This window comes from Legionella busanensis (genome assembly GCF_900461525.1).
In the GTDB taxonomy this organism is placed as follows: Bacteria; Pseudomonadota; Gammaproteobacteria; order Legionellales; family Legionellaceae; genus Legionella_C; species Legionella_C busanensis.
Genome location: NZ_UGOD01000003.1, coordinates 25,690 through 43,206, shown reverse-complemented (window position 1 = coordinate 43,206; position 17,517 = coordinate 25,690). Strand labels below are relative to the sequence as shown.

The following is a 17,517-nucleotide window of genomic DNA, read 5'->3' as shown; positions in this document are numbered from 1 at the left end:
ATGGAAATAAAAGAATCTTTAAAGGACCTAGATCAGCTAATACAATTAAAAAAATGGCCAGAAGCTTTATTAATAATAAAGAACCAATCATCCCCCCTCTCCCAATCTGAGCTCATGAAGTTAGGTTTGATTTATTTTAATGTTCAGGAGTTTGATTTAGGCCTAACTACTTTTGAATCTCTTTCGTGGAACAATTATAGTGATTGCGCTTGGTTACGTCGTATGGTAATTGCTCCCTTAATAAAATCAAAAAATTTTATCTGGCCTATCAAATTACTTAAATTAATTTTAAATAAACATCCTCAATCTGCACTTGACTTATCAACCCTAGCCAGCCTTTTAATTAGACAAAATGAACGCCAGGAAGGTTGTATTTATCTAAGAAAAATTTTAGATATTGATAAAAATAACTACGATATAGCTGCTCAATTAATTCAATTGTTGCTACAAGACAATAAACTAGATGAAGCTTTAAAGTTAGCTGAGCAATATGAATTTGCTTACCAACAGAATGAACGCTTATTTAAAATAGCCCTTTTAACTTTATCACGAGCAGAAAAATTTAAGCTTTGTATTAAACATATTTCTAATCTCACCTTATCTAATCAATCTAAAGAGCTTGGGGTTATGGCTGCACAAATTGCCTTTGATAGCAAAGAATACTCTTTAGCAGAAAAGATTATTAATCAGTTACTAGAATTAAGCTGTGAGGATGCACGTCTTTATTTGATCCTGGCAAAAATAAATATTACAAACCAAAATAAAGAAGATGAAGCTATGACATTTCTTAGCAAAGCGCACACACTTGATCCAGACAACATTCAAATAAATAATTTATTAGGTGATTTACTATTTAGACGTGGGAATTATTCTAATGCTCTACAATATTTAGAAAAATTAAAAACACTTTTACCAGGAAATCCACACACAAGACTACTCAATGCCAGAGCACTAAAATTTTCTGGGAATTACGAAGAAGCAGCAAATGAAATGCTTGAAGTCGTAAAATTACTACCCAATTCAATAAAATGGAAACGATATGCAGCTTCAGCTTTAGTGCAAGCACAACGTACGGATGAAGCAAAAATGATTTTTGAAGAAAGCCTTGCCATTCGTAATAAAACACTTGCTGATACCTTTGAAGATGGCTTAAATCAATTAAGACAAAAAATAGAAACAGTTAACCTTCCTCAAGCAAGATTTGACTGGTTGTGGAAAATTATAAGTAATCATAATGCAATGGATGAAAGCTATCGAGATTCATATGAAGAAAAAGCTAAATGGGGATACTTAGTTGATCATTACTTACTTGATTGGCTTGAATGTAGACCACATCAGGCTGATGAACCAATGGCTTTTTTTGAAGATCTATCGGAAAAACATTTTAAAATTGAAGACAAATTAAATCTAGGCAATGGCATTATTTTAGCATCAGCTCATGTTGGTTGTCTTTACGCTGGGCCTTTAGCACTAGAATTATTAGGGCTACCTTATAAATGGATAGCGTCTACTCCCAGTCTTCCATCATTACCTTATAACAATACTTTGATTTCGACTAGCGTGAATACCGAAGCTGAGGTAGTAAGACAAATTATTAAGTCCTTGCGCCAACGTAATGTTATTACTATTGCAGTAGATGGTGCTATGAATCCAGCTGCTCCTAAAATTGAATTTGAAAATCAAAAAGTAACTTACTCAGATTTTGCAGCCAGAATGTCTTTTAAAACTAAATCTCCTTCTTTTTTTGCTATTCCTTATTGGGAAAAAAGTAATTTTATCTTTGAATTACAAGAATTACCAGATCCATTTCCTAATGAAAATATTGAAGATTTTTGTAAACGCTGGACGCAGCAATTTTTAAAACTATTACTAAACTTTCTAATTAAAAACCCTAATAATGCTCGCCTTAGTGGTGGAATATGGCGTTATATTAAATCCATTTAGATAATGAAAATACTATCTTTATACTTAAATTAATCTAAATATAAACCAAGTGATCTACTTATTGCATAGCTTACGCAATCATTTCACTTATATTGGTATGAATATTTAAGAGCTAATTCCAGAATTAGATTACAATCATATTACAGCGTTGTCAGCAGCACGGATAATAAAAGAATTTTATAGTGTTGCATAATAGTTTATTAATCAGTTGCTCAAATAATAGACGCTAACATTGCATCTGGAAATCATCATTAGTAAACCTGTCTATTCCAATTAATTTAACTTTAATATTTCAGATTATATAATTTAATTCCTTGTAAGTAGATAGACACCAGGGTGAAAAACAGTTAATTTATATTTAAAAATAATAGGAGCTATAAGGAAGTGGCTAATGATTTAATAAATCCATTACATTTTAGTAGGTGAAAGCTTATCCTTAAGAAACTTTATAAAAATTACTTAAAGCTTATTTACCTAACTATATTCTACTCTTCCAATACAGTCTCTTAACATTATATATAAATTTATAATAATGTGACTTGGAATTCCGCTAACTTATTCTTACTAACGAGAAAAGTATCTAACTTGAAAAGATTAATAAGTAAATCTATACATAGATAACATTAGTTAACAATATAAAATTCAGTCGAAAGTAGCGAGAAATATTATGACCATAAAAATAACACCTATCGGTTCTTGCCGAATACATAATCCATTTAAAAAATTCAACTTTAAAACTTATTCTCAATTAAACACAACAGATATTTATGGTTTTACACATACTAGTGCTGAAGCATTACAGCAACTTAAATATTTACAAGGCGATTATCTACCATCAAAAGAAATTCATCCAATTTTATCTCCTCGCCTACGTTTTAATAAAAATCAATTAAGAAAAAAAACAGCCCCATCTGATTTATATTTTGTTGAGATATCTTCTGCTAAAGTCGCTATGGTTAATGATGAATACGTGCAGATGAATTATATATATGTATATTTTTCAGAATTTTTTTTAGATCCAGAGCGAACTAAAAAATTTTGGTCATTAGCTGCAAAACCTAATAAAGAAGAATTGTTAAGTTTTTTACAAGCTGACCCAATTTATAAAACTTACCCTAAAGAAAAGCAAAAATTATTAAGCAAAATATCCGTTAAACAAATGACACCCGATGAACTTAAACAAGATATGATTGAAATCACAAACCGGGTAAAAAATGTGGTTTATATTACACATTGCAACGTTAAATTACCTGATATGTCATATATTAGCTCTCGTGATAATTGGATTAAAACTATTGAGAAAACTGGTAAAGATATTGGATGTAAAGTTTATAATCCAACGCATCTTATGATGGTGCTTGGTCAATCCTTATCTTTACAAAAAAACGGCTTAGATAGTACTCACTATACACCCTTGTTTGAAAATCGAATTTTTAATGATTTACAACGGCTCTATATTGAACCTCTATTAAATGGTTTACATAATGAGGAAACTGAAAATGATAAAAATCTTCTAAATGATGAGCTAGAACGCCTTAAAGAATTATATGAACAAGGTGAAATAACTAATGTGCTTCAGCAGCTTAATAATTTAATGCGAAAATATCCTAAATTTTCAGCAGCTAAAGAATTTTTTGGGCATATATTATATTATTTAAATGACTACGAAAGAGCAATAGAAAGTTTTAAGTTTCTTGATGAAAATCAAGAGCTAAGTAATGACAGCCGACTTACTTTAATTAAAAGTTACTTTAATCTTAAGCAATTTAATGATGTCTTAAATAACGCTGATATTCTTTTTGAGGAAGAGTTTTATGAACCTGAAGTTATTAAGCTATCAGCTATGGCCGCTCAAGCTTTAGGTGAACCAATTAAAGCTAGCGTTTATTGGGAACAGTTATATAAATTTGAAGATTTCAGGTTAGAAGCAGCCTCTCAACAAGCGTTGCTTTTTGAGCAAGAAAATGATTTTGAGAAGGCAATTAAATGGCTTAACTTAGCTTTAGAAATATCTCCTAATGATTCTAATCTTATATCTGCTTTAAATAGAATGCTTGCAACAGTAGCAGATGAGAAAAGCTTAGAGCTTTTAATTGAAAGAGTATCTTCTATTTCAGCTGATGAAATTCTTTCTATTGCAAGAGCTGCGCTAAATCATAACTTTGTTTTATCTGCTGCCAAAAGTTTGCAAAAGGCATTAGAAATATGCCCTGATGATCCACAAGTTAAAAAAATGATCGTTAAAATATCTGCAGAATGGTTAAAGTTTATTGAAGATTATAATTTTCGCCAGAAAAATCTTAAGGAATGGATGAGTTATTTAAGCGCTTTATTATTAATTCAGCCTCGACAAAACTTAGCTATTCGAATTCGACGTGAATATATTCTAAGTCAGCGTAGTGAGTTTAAAGATGCCTATAACAATGAGAATTATGACAAGGCAATTAAAGCAGGAATGAATATATCATTTTTAGATCCAACTTTCCCCGGTATAGCGCTATTGATGGGTCGAGCTTTTTTCGCCAAAAATGAATATTCAGAAGCTTTAAGCTGGTTGATTAAGGCAACAACTTTGGAAAGTAAAGATAAACATGCATGGATATTAAGAGCAAAAGCAGCATTGAAAGCTAATAACTTTCTTGAGGCACTTTTTACTGTGCAACAAATGAAGTTATATTTTAATTCTAAGGATAATCAACCCTCTCAAATTAAAAGTCTTTCTAAATCAGTTATAAAAGGAGCACTAGAAAATATAAAAATCCTTTTAGAAAAAGGGGATTTCGAACGAGCATGGGAGATAAATGTTGCGTTAATTAATGAAGCTCCGGAAGATAAGCAAGTCTTAAAAGTAAAAACCTTAATTTTAAGAAGAATGTCAGACCAATTAAAGGATGCAGAAAGTTCAGAAAATCAAATTAAACTTGCTCAATCAATCTATAATAAAGATCCGGATAATATACAAGCATTAAGAATTTTAGCTGTTGCGCTAATGAAACAGAAAAAACTTGAAGAGTCTTTATCTTACTGGGAAAAATTATGTATTCTATTTCCAGAAATTGATTCTTATAAAAAGCAGGCTCAGAAATGTCTGGTATCTCGATCTAAGAAGTTAACAGAAGTAAGCGCTTAAATTCTTAGAAAAATGTATTAGGATAAAAATTAAATTAACACTTTTACTTTAATTAGGCTGCCTTATTTTTGACAGCCTAATTTAAAATTCATCTATAGACTATTAGCCCATTTAACTCCAATATAAACTCCACTTAAGGAAAAAATATCTCCAAATCCCTTAGTAGTTAAGGTATCTGTACCAGATAAAAAATCAACTAACATATATCCAGCATTAAAAGATAAATAACTTCGTCCCATAAGAAAAGTAAATTGTCCACCAATTTTCCCCTCAAATTCTGGAAGAATAAGATTTTTTGAGCCACTTTTGTAATTCAAGACAACATCATTAATAAAACTCGTTCGGTGAAATTGGCCATTTCCAAAAAGCACGGTTATAGCAGCATCTGCATATATACCAAAATTACCTAAAAAATTGGAATAGTAATCAAGGCCAATTCTCGGGCCAACACTATGATATTTTATATCACCACTTGCGTGTACATAATTACTCCTACCTCTTATAGATACAGGTGGTAGGCTAAGCACTGCATCGCTATCTAATTCAGTAGATTGTAGACCACCATAAAATCTAAAGCTTTTATTTTCACCGTAATTAACTATTTGCCCATATTCTAAGTTTAGCGAGTTCCATTTTGGTTTAATCGTATATGTTAAAGGCATCGTTACCCCAAATGGTGCTACAGTGAAGGTGGTATTATTGGTTATAGATTGATTAAAGTGAGACCAATTAATATTAAGATCGCTTCCAGTACCAAAATGATATGAAGCCTCTATTTTATAACCCCAGTCCCATTCGCGGGATTTTTTAGCAATATTATGAGATAAATCCTGGTCATGAAATACACCAAAATAAACTAATTTATCACCATATTTTGGCTTTAAATAAAGTACACTTGCACCGAAATCCCATGCATTAGTAGCACAAGGAATTATACTGCTTCCAGGAATACAAATTGGAATTAAGTCCATATTGCCCATTGTTCCAGCAAAAAGAACTTTAGTTAATAATAAAATTGCAATTCCAGTTATTTTATAACGTAACATGGTATTTCCTTATCATTGTAGAGCAATAAAATACTGCACTATTAATAAGGATTCAACCAAGTATCTAAAATCAAATAAATAATAATAATATTAGCTGTAAATCCTAATATTATTCTTACTATTCACATTCCTCATTTAAATATGTACTTATACTTTATATTTTTAAATAAATTACCAATGATTGTTTTTATTAATATTTAAAAATTAAAGACAACCTAAAATAGGTATTTTAGGCTGTCTTTAATTGCAATGCAGGTTTTAGAAGATAAAAATTTTTTAATTTTGCCAAGAGTTCCTTTTTTATATAGAATATTAATTTTTTAGGATTTAAATAAAAAGTTATGCCTAGAGAAGGTAAAGCCAAAGTATTAACAGATGCCGAATTCAAAAAACTACTTGCAGTAGCTAAAGATAGCTCATTAGCAATACGAAATATTGCCTTAATTTATTGCTCCTTAGGCCTAGGATTGCGTGTCAAATAAATTGCTTCACTAACCATTATTGATGTTGCTGATAACCATTATCAGCTCCTTGATGAAGTGTGTTTACGGCGCGCAATGACAAAAGGCGAAAAACAACGTTATGCTTATTTAACTAATAAAAAATTACGTGATGCATTGCAAGTGTATCTAATTACTTAAAATCAAATAAAATAGCACTTCATAAATTTTTATTTCAGACCCAGCGACGAAGTCGATTTACGCCCCATACCCTACAAAAATGGTTTAAAGTTATTTATGATAAAGCTGGAATTATTAGCGCCAGCTCGCATTCTGGACGGCGTACTTTTATTACTAAATTAATTGAACAAGGTGTAGACATTAAAGCTGTTTCACGTTTAACTGGCCACTCCTCCATCGTTACCACTGCTATTTATGTTGATGATAATCCAAACCGGCTTAAGAAAATTGTTGCAAATTTGGCTCTGTTATAGTCACTAATCATTTATTTATGTTTATATAGCTTTCTGTAATAGTACTTTTATTTCATAATAGTAATGTGCTAAAATTTATGTCTATTTTCCAAGTTGAATTCATATTAAGTAGTTTTGGGGCTTAACTCATACTTAGTTTAGTTACAAGTGACTTTATATAAATATCTCACAGCCGTATCAACAGAAATTGTGAATAACATGTTGCAACGCGAAATACTATACAAATTTAACTCAATAATTGTTAACTCCTTTTTAACCGGCTTTTTAATAAGTCTTAACTCTTACCTCTTCTAAGCCACATGAGAAGCATACAAGTCAAACTCTAATTCTGAAATAGTATTTTCAAGCATAATAAGTTCAGATTGTAGATTTTCATAAATCTGTTGTTGTCTATCAATATCTTTATGCCCCTTTGGTAATAATTTAATCGTTTCACAAAGCTTTTCAAATTGTTGACTAATCCTTAACCTCAATATATTCGCTTTATCTTGAAATTGATTTAATTGCAGCGTTTTTTCTCTTAGTATATCAGCCCCCTTTTTAAATGTTGGAGCGGATTCTTGCTCCAGGATCATAATATCCAGTGTAAGGCTGGAAGCTTCTTCCTCTAATTGAGTGAGTTGTCGTTTGATAGAAGTGAGTAAGGCTTTTTTATCAATACCGTTCTGTTGCTCTTGTAAAGCCATTTCTAAATATCGCTTTTCACTATGGATAGATAGTTGAATGTTCCCTAATGCATCTCGCTTTTGTTTAAGCACCCGGCTTTTTTCGGAATTAGAAGTCATTAAAGAGGATAAGTTTTGTTCATTTATATCAACTATTAGCTTGTCTGAAGTTTGCTTAAAGTATTGGCCATAATCAGCGTGATTATAAAAGCCCTTCGGTGTACGCCAACGTTTTTCACGTAAAAGCTTAGCAATAATTTGCACCTTATGTTGAATAGTCTCTACATGCTTAAGTTGCGGTTGATTGGTTATCGTAAAAATAATTTCTGCAAAGGTTTGTTCTGGTGATGAGAAATGAACGAGGTGCGCCTGTTTTAAATTGTTCATCATGCTTTTAATGTAATTTTTTGTTCGTTCCTCTACCCTCTCCCCGATTACCTTTTCAACTTGATAGATAGGGTAATTTTTTTGATTATTAAGGGATTTAGACAATTTTTCCACATTATCCTTAAAACTAACTGTACTGTTAACTAAATGATTATGATCTTTTTCTTTATTTATAAATACCGACTTTTTGTCTTTTTCGATCTCGCCAATTTGATTTAAAAAAGAGCAAGACGTTGCATGAGCGTCAATTGTCTTTGTTGTTTTTTCTTTTATCTGAACTAAATCAAGTAGTTTTTGAGTTACTCGAATATAAAGGCGTTTTGTGACACGGAAGCCATTTTTAGTCGATGCACTGAGTTTGCATACGCGCTCAATGAACCCTTTTTGTTCAAACTCTTCTAAGTAGCGACTAATTGAGCGTTCTGATAAAGATAAGTCTGTAGCCATTTGAGTTAAGGTCCTGGTAAACCAAATCTCGCCATCATTAAGGGTATATTTGGATATCTGCCACCAGAAAATACATTTATCTAAAAAGACTGCCTTATTATGGCTTCTAGTGTATTCAACTAACTTAGAAAAATGAGCATGGAAAATTGAACAAAGGTTCCCCATAGATAATTTCCTTATCATTGTTGTTTTTTTAAGGGAACGTAGCTACAATAAAAAATGATTGTTTAAATTAGCTTGCGTTCCGAGCTTAGTTATTAAAGTTCTGAGGAGCCTGCCAGCTCTTCAGAACTCTGTTTTTATCCTTTTATCTGTTCATATCAATCGCCTCTTATACGAAATCAATTGTTTTTAGAAAAAATTTTTTCCTACTGCCTGTAATTACATTACTATTTAATGTAGATACTATAGGCAAATTTTGATTTGTCAAACCTTTAATCCTCTTGATATTATTGATTTTTTTTATAAAAGAGACACAGAAATCCATTTATTTACCTTTCGATAAAAGACACATTAATTATTGTTTTTTAATAAAATAAGAGACACAGTAATTGAATTCAAGTCGCATTTATAAGAGACACAGTAATTTTTTTATAAGAAATGTACTTACTATTTTATTCCTTGCTTTATCAGGGCACATTAATTATTTTATTAAGCATTTATAAGAGACACATTAATTTCTAATTAATATTTTTAATAAGAGACACAGTAATAATTAAATATCCATCCCTATAAAAGACACAATAATAATTATTTGTAAATAATAAATAAGAGACACAGTAATTAATTTTATAAATTATTTATAAGAGACACAGTAATTAATTTTATAAATTATTTATAAGAGACACATTAATTATTGCTAAAATTATAGTAATCGATTGCTCTATGTTTAAATAAAATAAACAGTATACTGTTATATTAACTTAACATATTGATTATAAATTTTTATTTTATCCTATAAAGATCCTAAGATTATTAAAATTAAAATTAAATAAGAGACACAATAATATTAATATAAGTACTTATCAGAGACACAGTAATTAATTATCTTTAAATTTATAAGAGACACAAATATATGTAATGCAAGAATAATATAAAAGACACAGTAATTGTTAATTTTAAATAAAATAAAGAGACACAGTAATTATAAATAATAAATTTAGATAAGAGACACATTAACTTATTTTTTAAAATTTAGATAAGAGACACACTAACGCTGGTTATCTCGTGCTGACAAGCAGATATTAATTAATTCATTTTTTATTATAGAGAGACACACTAATATTATGAATAAGTTAGTATAAGAGGCACATTAACTAATCTTTTGTTCAAAAAATAAGAGACACATTAATGAAATATCCTCTGCATAATAAGAGACACATTAATTTCTTAATATTCACAAAAATAAGAGACACATTATTTTATGAAAAAAAATTTAATTTTTTTTAATTTTATTAAGTTTTAAAATTTTCTTTTATAGTACATAAATTAAATAATTCAACGTTTTTTATTGAATTAACCATTTTTCGTTGACAAAGGATGGGTTGGGGTTTAATTTTAATATTAAGAATAATTCTGAGAATAATAATGAAAACAATAAGCGCCAGGGATTTTTCTGCAATAATTAATGTCTCACCACATCTAATCTATAAATTAATTAAAGATAATGATTTAGAAGTTATCCCTATTGCAAATAGAAAGGTTTTACCTGCATCAACCGCTAGAGAAATTTTAGAGCTAAGAGGATTTAATTTCAAACCCAATAAACGTCCAACAATAATAAATATTTTTGGAATGAAAGGAGGAATCGGAAAAACTTCTCTCGCTACAGCGATAGCTGAAGGAGCAAGTAGATTAGGATTTCGTGTTTTAGCTGTAGATTTAGACATGCAGGCAAATTTAACTCAATCATTTAATATGAAGAAACATGGACAGCCTGTCATAGTTCATGTGTTAAATAAACAAAAAAAGCTACGTGAGATTATTAAAGAAGTTACTCCTTACCTTCATTTACTACCATCTTCTTTAGATAATTCACAAGTTGAGCAAGTTCTTGGTTCACAAACAATAAATGCTGCTGGGTATTTTAAAAACTTATTCTCGGACCTAGAAAAAAATTACGACCTTATAATTTTAGATTGTCCACCTTCAATAAATAAGATAACTTCTTGTGCGGCATGTTATGCAACTACAAATTTAATCCCTTTAAATGCAGATATTGATTCTTTTGATGGAGTAATAATGTCTGTATCTGAGATTATTCAAATTCAAGAGTCCTTCAAAGATTTTAATATAGGGATAGATTATAAAATTATTTTTAATAAATATGATGCACGGGAGAAATTAAGTTTAACTATTATGGGAGAAGTAGCTAATAGGGACGAACTTAGAGAGAATTTATTACCTATAGTAGTCAGAACTAATACGGCTTTTAAAAATACTAAGGCTGATGGTGAATATATATTTGATCTAAAAAATTCTACCGCTAAAGAAGATTGTTGGAGTTTAATTTCAGAAATTACAGGAATTAGCTCTTGGTTAGAAACTAAAACTAACAAAAAAAATGAAGTATTGAAGAAAGAATCTGCTATTTAATAAGATACTAGGAACCGATGGGAATGAAGATAGAGGATATATTAAAAAAGCAGCGTGAGAAAGGCTTAGAACTTACTAGGCTTAAAGCCTCTACTTTATCTATTGAAGAATATACACGAGATAAAAATTCACCTAGACCTTATCACATTGATAAGGTTGCTAAAATTACTACAGTGAATGAGAAAAAGAAAAATAACTTCTCACCTAGTGTTGGAAAAACAAAAAGAGCTAAGAAATTACCCTTAAAACAAAAAATAATTCATACCGTCAATAATGAAAATTTAAAAGTAGGAAGAAAATTAAAGCCTATATTTAATTATGTTGATTTAGTTGGAAACTCTAAATTAATTGTTGATGAAATATTAAGACGCTGTTTAATTACAAACTCTGATTCTACTGGCTTTATTGAAAAAAAAGAATTCAGTGACATAGTCGGAGTTACAATTGGCTCTATAAAAACTACTTGTGTTCGTTTAAAAGAGAAAAAGGTAATTGAAGATTTTAAAGCTACTAAAGGAAGAAAATCGAAGTGGAAATTTATTCTATCAAGCCGAATTATAGAGCAGGCTCGTAAAATTCGAGAGAGTTAATTTTATTACTTTATGGACAATTCTATGCTTGGCTGTATAGCCCAAGGATTATAAAAGTCTAAAATACTATCATTTTATTACATTAAAAATAACTTATTTAGGAAGTAATTTTTGTTTTAGCAATTTTGCAATGATTCAGGGTGGCAACAAAATTATTCACAATTTCTGGGGATAACTCTGTGTAAAACAGTTTAGTAATAATAATTTACCAAGAGTTAACACCTTCATAACTTTTTATTTCATTATAGAATTATTAAAATTATCTTAATTATTTTATAAGCAAGATATAAATCAAATTAATAAGTTTATTAATCTAATTGTCTACTTTAGACTTTTCATATTAATTATAATTTAGTTATTACTTAGTTAAAAACAATGTCTATGTCCAAAAAAAAATTTTGCGTATATGATGAGCAATGTCCTTCCCATAACATTTTAGAAAAGATTAGCGATAAATGGTCAATTTTAATTATTAATAAACTTTTATACAAAACGCTCCGTTTTGGGGAATTAAAACGAGAGCTTGGCGGTATTTCTCCTAAAATGTTAACTCAGACACTTAGTAAATTAGAACGCGTAGGACTTATTAATAGAAAATCTTTTCCTGTTTTACCTATGAAAGTAGAATATTCATTGACAGCGTTAGGGTATGAAATTGGTGTTATTCTTAATTCATTAAAAATATGGACTGAAGCAAATATAGAGGCAATGCTGACTATTGAAAGTAAATTTGAAGAATCACTATAATAATGATCTCATCTAAACCATTTCAATAGTGTACTTTTACCTAAGTTATCGTATATATAAGACAAGTAAAGAGTTAATTCCTGTTCGTAATTTTTATTTAATTTAATTTTAGAAGTAATGGGTTCGTGATGAAAAAAATTACCCCTTAAATATTGATCACAAAAATTCTGATAATCCCTAGTAAAGAGAAGGAAAGTGTGCCATATATTATCAATGTCCGCCATTTCTTGATGAATTGTACAAGAAAAATTTAATAAAGGATTGTAAGGATTTTTTTCTTTATCTGAGTTATGTTTAAGGCACAGCCAGATGAATTTCATTAGTTCCTTTAACGCTTCTTCAGAATGCATTTTGGTGTTAGGGTAATCTTTGCAGTAACGTAAGGTAACTTTATCATTTTTATAGGCAGTGATGCTCTTTAGTTTAGGGTATTCCACTTAAAACTCCTAATTAATTAAAGTGTCCTATTTTAAAATAGGACGCGCACAATTATGCTCCTATACATGTTCCTGGCCCACACCAACCTCTACTTGTTTTTAAAAGTTTTTTTTGAACAATCTTCTTAATAATTTTTTCTTTCATATAATTTCCTTTATCATAAATTAATAACTTATAAAATATAAAAGCTATATTAATCAGTCAATTAGTTACCTCTAGGTAACCAGTTTGGATATTTAAATGTATAAAAAAAATTGGATTAATTATTATTAAATTACACAACAAGTTATGCAACCAAGAGAAGCACTAACTAAAGCAATTGAGTATTTTAACTACAAAAATAAATTAGATTATGTTCCATTTGCTATTGATTTAGGATGTGGTACAGGAACAGATGCACTTAAATTATTAGATTTTGGTTGGTCAGTATTGGCAATTGACGCTAATGTAGAAGCAATAACAATTCTAAATGCTCGCTGCCCATTATTATTAAGAAATAAATTATTTACAAAGATAGCTAGTTTTGAAACATTAAACATTCTGCCATTGGCTTCATTGATTTCTGCTAACTATAGCCTCCATTTTTTAAAGCCAGATATCTTTTATAAATTCTGGAATTTAATTTTAACAGCTCTACCTTTAGGTGGAATCTTTGCAGGAACAATTCTTGGAGTAGGGGATAGTTGGAATAAGATAAATAAATTTAATATGACTTTCTGCAAAAAAAATGATTTAAAGTATCTTCTCAAGCAATTAGATATTCTATGGTTTGAAGAGACAAAAAGAGACGGAGCAGACGCTTTAGGTTATGACAAATTTTGGCATACCTATACAATAGTTGCTAAAAAAAAATGAATATATACAATTGGTTAGTTTGTCTTTTAATTCATATAAGATAACTTTCTATCAGAGATTATTGCTATAGTTAACTAAATTTTCCTATTAGCAGAGGATTATTATAATTATTTATATTGTTAGAATAAAATATAAATGTATTATTATTACAAGTGCCATAGTTGTTAAATGATATTTAATCTTTGAGGTTTGTATGTTTTTTATAATTCTTTGTCTTTTTATTGCTTGTTTATTTCCTTATTTAGCCAAAATTCCTGTCGCTTTAGCTATGAAAGATAAGCAAGAAGGGTATGACAACAATAATCCTCGGTTACAACAAGCTTCGCTCACTGGCTGGGGTGCACGAGCTGTTGCTGCGCATCAAAATAGTTTTGAATCTCTTGTTATCTTTTCAGCAGCAATCTTAACAGCTATTGCTACTAAACACACAGGTTATTTGATTCAGATATTAGCAACAATTTATTTAGTTTCTCGATGTTTTTATCATATTTTATATTTACTTGATCGCTCAACTTTGCGATCAATTTTCTGGAGTATAGGTTATATTGCTTCTTTAATTATAATTTGGCTCTGTATTCCATTTACTTAACTAAAAAAATTATTAGGAATGTTATTTACATGCTCTTTACTATCTTGCGGAACACCTTTTAACTCAATTTTAGTTTTTACTATATAAAAAGCTGCCCAACTTAATAGAGTTGGGAGACTTTTTTTATCCCCAAGTTCCCATTTATACCGGATATTAAGAGTTGAATCAGGATTTACTATTTTATTTCCTTGATCATCTAATAAAATAACTTCTTTAATCTTAGGAAGCATTTCTTTAATCAATTGCCGCTGACGAGGTGACATTTGTTGAATTTCAATATAACTTAATTGAATAGTTTGTATATGAGGCAGAGAACCTTTAAGAGGTGCTAAATTTTCCTCTGAAACCTTATGTAAATCATCTTTTTCTAATTTTTCTAATCTAAGCGATTTGATACTTGGTGGAATAGCTGTTAGGACGAGTAAAAGATCATTTCCAACTTTATTACAAGCTCCACTTATAAATAAGGTATTAATATGCTTAGGAAGCGCCGAAAGAATATCTGCTACTTCAATACCTGTTTGTGTTGCAAAATTATTCCAGCTTAAAGTGAGAGAAGTTATATTAATAGGAATAGTTTTGAATGCTTTTTTGAGTTCTTTACTGCTTCGAAGATAAAAAAAATTCCAACTTAAATCCAACGCATTGATATTAGAAGGAATACTGGAAAGTATCTCTTTTAATTCGGAACTTGTTTTATTATTAAGTATGCTTTGACTTAAATCGAGTAAAATCATATCCTTATTTAATATTTTGATGCTTCCTGTACTAGGTTTCATTTGCAACTTAATTTTCCTAACTTGGTTATAAATAGATTAAGTGATTATTGATAAGCTATAGTGATTTTTTATTTTACAGTTTCAAAATATAAAAAACAAACCTTTTCCAATCAATATGTAAATTAATGATCAACTTACTGAGGTTATTTGCCCAGAGGCTACCTATGTTTAGTATTGATCAACTTGTTTTTTCGCGATAGATAAGCCAAGCTATCTAGAGAGTAACCTAATAGTAATTTTTGATTAAGTTTTCATTAAATTGATACATCCTACATCATCTTTACAGAGCTAATAAAAATTAAATAAACAAGAGAAACTTATAAAAGAATGATTAGATGTTAATATTGGAGCTCACTTTTTTGGCCTGATAATGCTAAATGATTTTGATCTTAATTAGCCATCTAGAAGGCAGAAAAGATTTATAAAGATAAAGTTAGTATTGAAATTATTACTTCAAAGGCTAAAAAAATTTTAAATAAGTTTATAAAGCTCTATAAGCTAATATAAGTATTTAGATTTAAGTTATTAATTATTTATAATAATATTTATGTAAACAAATTAAAAAATTAATACAGGTTAATTTGATGCTAAAAAATTCTTATGAAAGATAACAAAGTTTTTTGGGGAACAAGTGCAATATTACTAGCCACTATGCTGTGGGGAATGACATTTTCATTTATAAAAGATGCGGTCGCTACTCTTAATCCTTTTAATTTTTTATATTGGCGTTTTGGTATTGCTAGCGTATTACTTTATATTCTATTTTTTAAAAAAATAAAATTTAATAAAAAGAATATATATTATGGCGTTATATTAGGTATATTTTTAGCTGGTACTGTTGTCTTTCAAACTATTGGTCTTTGTTATACAACCGCGTCAACTGCAAGTTTTATTACCGGATTATCGGTAGTCTTTGTAGCTTTGTTTGAATCTTTTTTAAATAAATGTTACCCATCTTTATATTTAATAGTATCAGTAGCTTTTTCAATTATTGGAATTGGTTTTATTACTCTTTCAAATGGTCTGACTATTAATCAAGGTGATGTTTGGGTTTTATTGTGTGCCTTTTGTTTTGCAAGCTATATCATCATTGCTGGTAAAGCATCTCGAATGCATGAGCCTTTGACCTTAACCTTTTTGCAATCAATTTTCGTTTGTATTGTTGTTGGCATAGCTAGTTTTTTAACAGATGAAATTAGACTTCCACAGCAAATAAATGTATGGTTTGCTATTTTATTTTGTAGTATCTTTGCTTCAATTATAGCTTTTATATTACAGTTAAAATTTCAGAGATATGTTAGTTCATCAAAAGCAGCAATAATTTTTTCTCTTGAACCAGTTTTTGCAACAATAACTGCTGCACTATATTTGAAAGAGAAAATAACTACTCCGTTTTTTATTGGTGCTTTAATGATAATAATGGCAATCTTATTATCAGAGTACCATACGAAAAAGAGAATAATACCGCAGAATTAATTTTAAAAATTTTACTGAAATTTAACTATGCATCACACTTTATTTATTCTATTCAACTTAATGAGAATAAATTTTGCTTAGACTAGTCTAATATTAAATTAGGGCAGGTGAAATTAGGAATACAGCTATATCCTAAGAATTTACTTTTTGTATTATTAGCTGGTAGCTTAAAATCAAATACACTTACACCGTAAACTTGCTTACCGTTATATGTTCGCCCATCACTAGAACCAACCATTAAATGTTTTCCTTGCTTATTTTTTCCTAAATAGAGCATAACATGCGTAGCACAAGGATTATTTAGAGCCTGATAGGTCCCGCTCCAGAAAAGTAGATCGCCAGGACTAAGATGTGAAAATTCATCAATATTATTAGTTCTTACTGAATAAAGGTATCCACTTTTTTTTACCCACTGATATAGTCCTTCAGACGAGCGAGGAACATTTTTAATTCCAATTTTTGTTAAAAGGTAATAAATTGTTCCTGAACAATCCATTCCTCCTGAGGATGGTTCAGCAGAACCGTATAAATAACCTATTTTTTGAGCTGCCAAATCTAACGCAATTTGAATTACTTGCTTCACTTTAGTTGAGTTGGCTTGAAAATCCACTAAGGAGTCGGTAGGTATTGTTTCAGTTTGGTATTGAATAATTTGAGCTACAATTTGAGTAGAAAAAAGACTAAGGGAAAAAATACACAAAAAGTATTTAAGCAAATTTTTTAGGCTGTAAGATAATTTCATTATGTCTTAACTAGGCAGTTATTAAAAAAATTATTGATTCTATTAATATCATATAAAAATTTCGAGCTTTTAAAAAGACTATATCAATATAAGCAAGCTAGTCAATTAAACAGGTATTCTATCTAAACTTAAAAATTAAAGTTAAATAGGATT

The 17,517-nt window shown here is 29.4% G+C and carries 15 protein-coding genes; 10 read left to right on the top strand and 5 right to left on the bottom strand.

Features of this window, described 5'->3' with window-relative positions; genetic code table 11:
* The gene (locus DYH30_RS15890; RefSeq protein ID WP_115332740.1) at positions 1-1,944 is read left to right on the top strand and encodes a tetratricopeptide repeat protein; all 1,944 of its coding nucleotides are present in this window, start codon (positions 1-3) and stop codon (positions 1,942-1,944) included.
* 667 nt (positions 1,945-2,611) lie between these two features.
* The gene (locus DYH30_RS15880; RefSeq protein ID WP_115332739.1) at positions 2,612-5,074 is read left to right on the top strand and encodes a hypothetical protein; all 2,463 of its coding nucleotides are present in this window, start codon (positions 2,612-2,614) and stop codon (positions 5,072-5,074) included.
* 92 nt (positions 5,075-5,166) lie between these two features.
* On the opposite strand, the gene DYH30_RS15875 is transcribed toward DYH30_RS15880, so the two are convergent.
* Positions 5,167-6,120, bottom strand: a complete 954-nt coding sequence (locus tag DYH30_RS15875) for an Lpg1974 family pore-forming outer membrane protein (RefSeq protein WP_115332738.1) — start codon at positions 6,118-6,120, stop codon at positions 5,167-5,169.
* Between the two features lie 341 nt (positions 6,121-6,461).
* Here DYH30_RS15875 and DYH30_RS18415 point away from each other — a divergent pair, with 341 nt between their 5' ends.
* Both DYH30_RS18415 and DYH30_RS18410 read left to right on the top strand, forming a co-directional pair.
* On the top strand, positions 6,462-6,602 hold the full coding sequence (locus tag DYH30_RS18415; protein WP_242604780.1) for a hypothetical protein: 141 nt from the start codon (positions 6,462-6,464) through the stop codon (positions 6,600-6,602).
* A gap of 134 nt (positions 6,603-6,736) precedes the next feature.
* Positions 6,737-7,054 carry a tyrosine-type recombinase/integrase gene (locus tag DYH30_RS18410; protein WP_341273196.1) on the top strand — a complete coding sequence of 106 codons (318 nt, stop codon included), beginning with the start codon at positions 6,737-6,739 and terminating at the stop codon, positions 7,052-7,054.
* A 290-nt stretch (positions 7,055-7,344) separates the two neighbouring features.
* Here DYH30_RS18410 and DYH30_RS15865 read toward each other — a convergent pair whose 3' ends face one another.
* Positions 7,345-8,718, bottom strand: coding sequence for a hypothetical protein (locus tag DYH30_RS15865; protein ID WP_115332737.1), 1,374 nt, complete (start codon positions 8,716-8,718; stop codon positions 7,345-7,347).
* 1,422 nt (positions 8,719-10,140) lie between these two features.
* On the opposite strand from DYH30_RS15865, the gene DYH30_RS15860 reads away from it, so the two are divergent.
* From DYH30_RS15860 to DYH30_RS15850, 3 genes are all read left to right on the top strand, one after another.
* The gene (locus DYH30_RS15860) at positions 10,141-11,148 is read left to right on the top strand and encodes a ParA family protein (RefSeq protein WP_160116234.1); all 1,008 of its coding nucleotides are present in this window, start codon (positions 10,141-10,143) and stop codon (positions 11,146-11,148) included.
* Between the two features lie 17 nt (positions 11,149-11,165).
* Positions 11,166-11,738: a hypothetical protein gene (locus tag DYH30_RS15855; protein WP_131740740.1), complete on the top strand. Its 573-nt coding sequence runs from the start codon at positions 11,166-11,168 to the stop codon at positions 11,736-11,738.
* Between the two features lie 381 nt (positions 11,739-12,119).
* Complete coding sequence (locus tag DYH30_RS15850) at positions 12,120-12,485, top strand: winged helix-turn-helix transcriptional regulator (protein WP_115332734.1); 366 nt, start codon at positions 12,120-12,122, stop codon at positions 12,483-12,485.
* An 8-nt stretch (positions 12,486-12,493) separates the two neighbouring features.
* Here the strand turns inward: DYH30_RS15850 and DYH30_RS15845 are convergent, their stop codons facing one another.
* Positions 12,494-12,922, bottom strand: a complete 429-nt coding sequence (locus DYH30_RS15845; protein WP_115332733.1) for a glycine-rich domain-containing protein — start codon at positions 12,920-12,922, stop codon at positions 12,494-12,496.
* A gap of 289 nt (positions 12,923-13,211) precedes the next feature.
* Here DYH30_RS15845 and DYH30_RS15840 point away from each other — a divergent pair, with 289 nt between their 5' ends.
* Positions 13,212-13,778: a class I SAM-dependent methyltransferase gene (locus tag DYH30_RS15840; protein ID WP_242604779.1), complete on the top strand. Its 567-nt coding sequence runs from the start codon at positions 13,212-13,214 to the stop codon at positions 13,776-13,778.
* A 193-nt stretch (positions 13,779-13,971) separates the two neighbouring features.
* The gene (locus tag DYH30_RS15835; RefSeq protein ID WP_115332732.1) at positions 13,972-14,367 is read left to right on the top strand and encodes an MAPEG family protein; all 396 of its coding nucleotides are present in this window, start codon (positions 13,972-13,974) and stop codon (positions 14,365-14,367) included.
* Here DYH30_RS15835 and DYH30_RS15830 read toward each other — a convergent pair.
* Complete coding sequence (locus DYH30_RS15830) at positions 14,364-15,146, bottom strand: hypothetical protein (RefSeq protein WP_115332731.1); 783 nt, start codon at positions 15,144-15,146, stop codon at positions 14,364-14,366. The two genes, DYH30_RS15835 and DYH30_RS15830, sit on opposite strands and share 4 nt — an antisense overlap.
* Before the next feature lie 600 nt (positions 15,147-15,746).
* Between DYH30_RS15830 and DYH30_RS15825 the strand changes: the two genes are divergently transcribed.
* Positions 15,747-16,622 carry a DMT family transporter gene (locus DYH30_RS15825; protein WP_115332730.1) on the top strand — a complete coding sequence of 292 codons (876 nt, stop codon included), beginning with the start codon at positions 15,747-15,749 and terminating at the stop codon, positions 16,620-16,622.
* 82 nt (positions 16,623-16,704) lie between these two features.
* Here the strand turns inward: DYH30_RS15825 and DYH30_RS15820 are convergent, their stop codons facing one another.
* On the bottom strand, positions 16,705-17,364 hold the full coding sequence (locus tag DYH30_RS15820) for a C40 family peptidase (protein ID WP_115332729.1): 660 nt from the start codon (positions 17,362-17,364) through the stop codon (positions 16,705-16,707).
* Positions 17,365-17,517 lie beyond the last annotated feature (153 nt).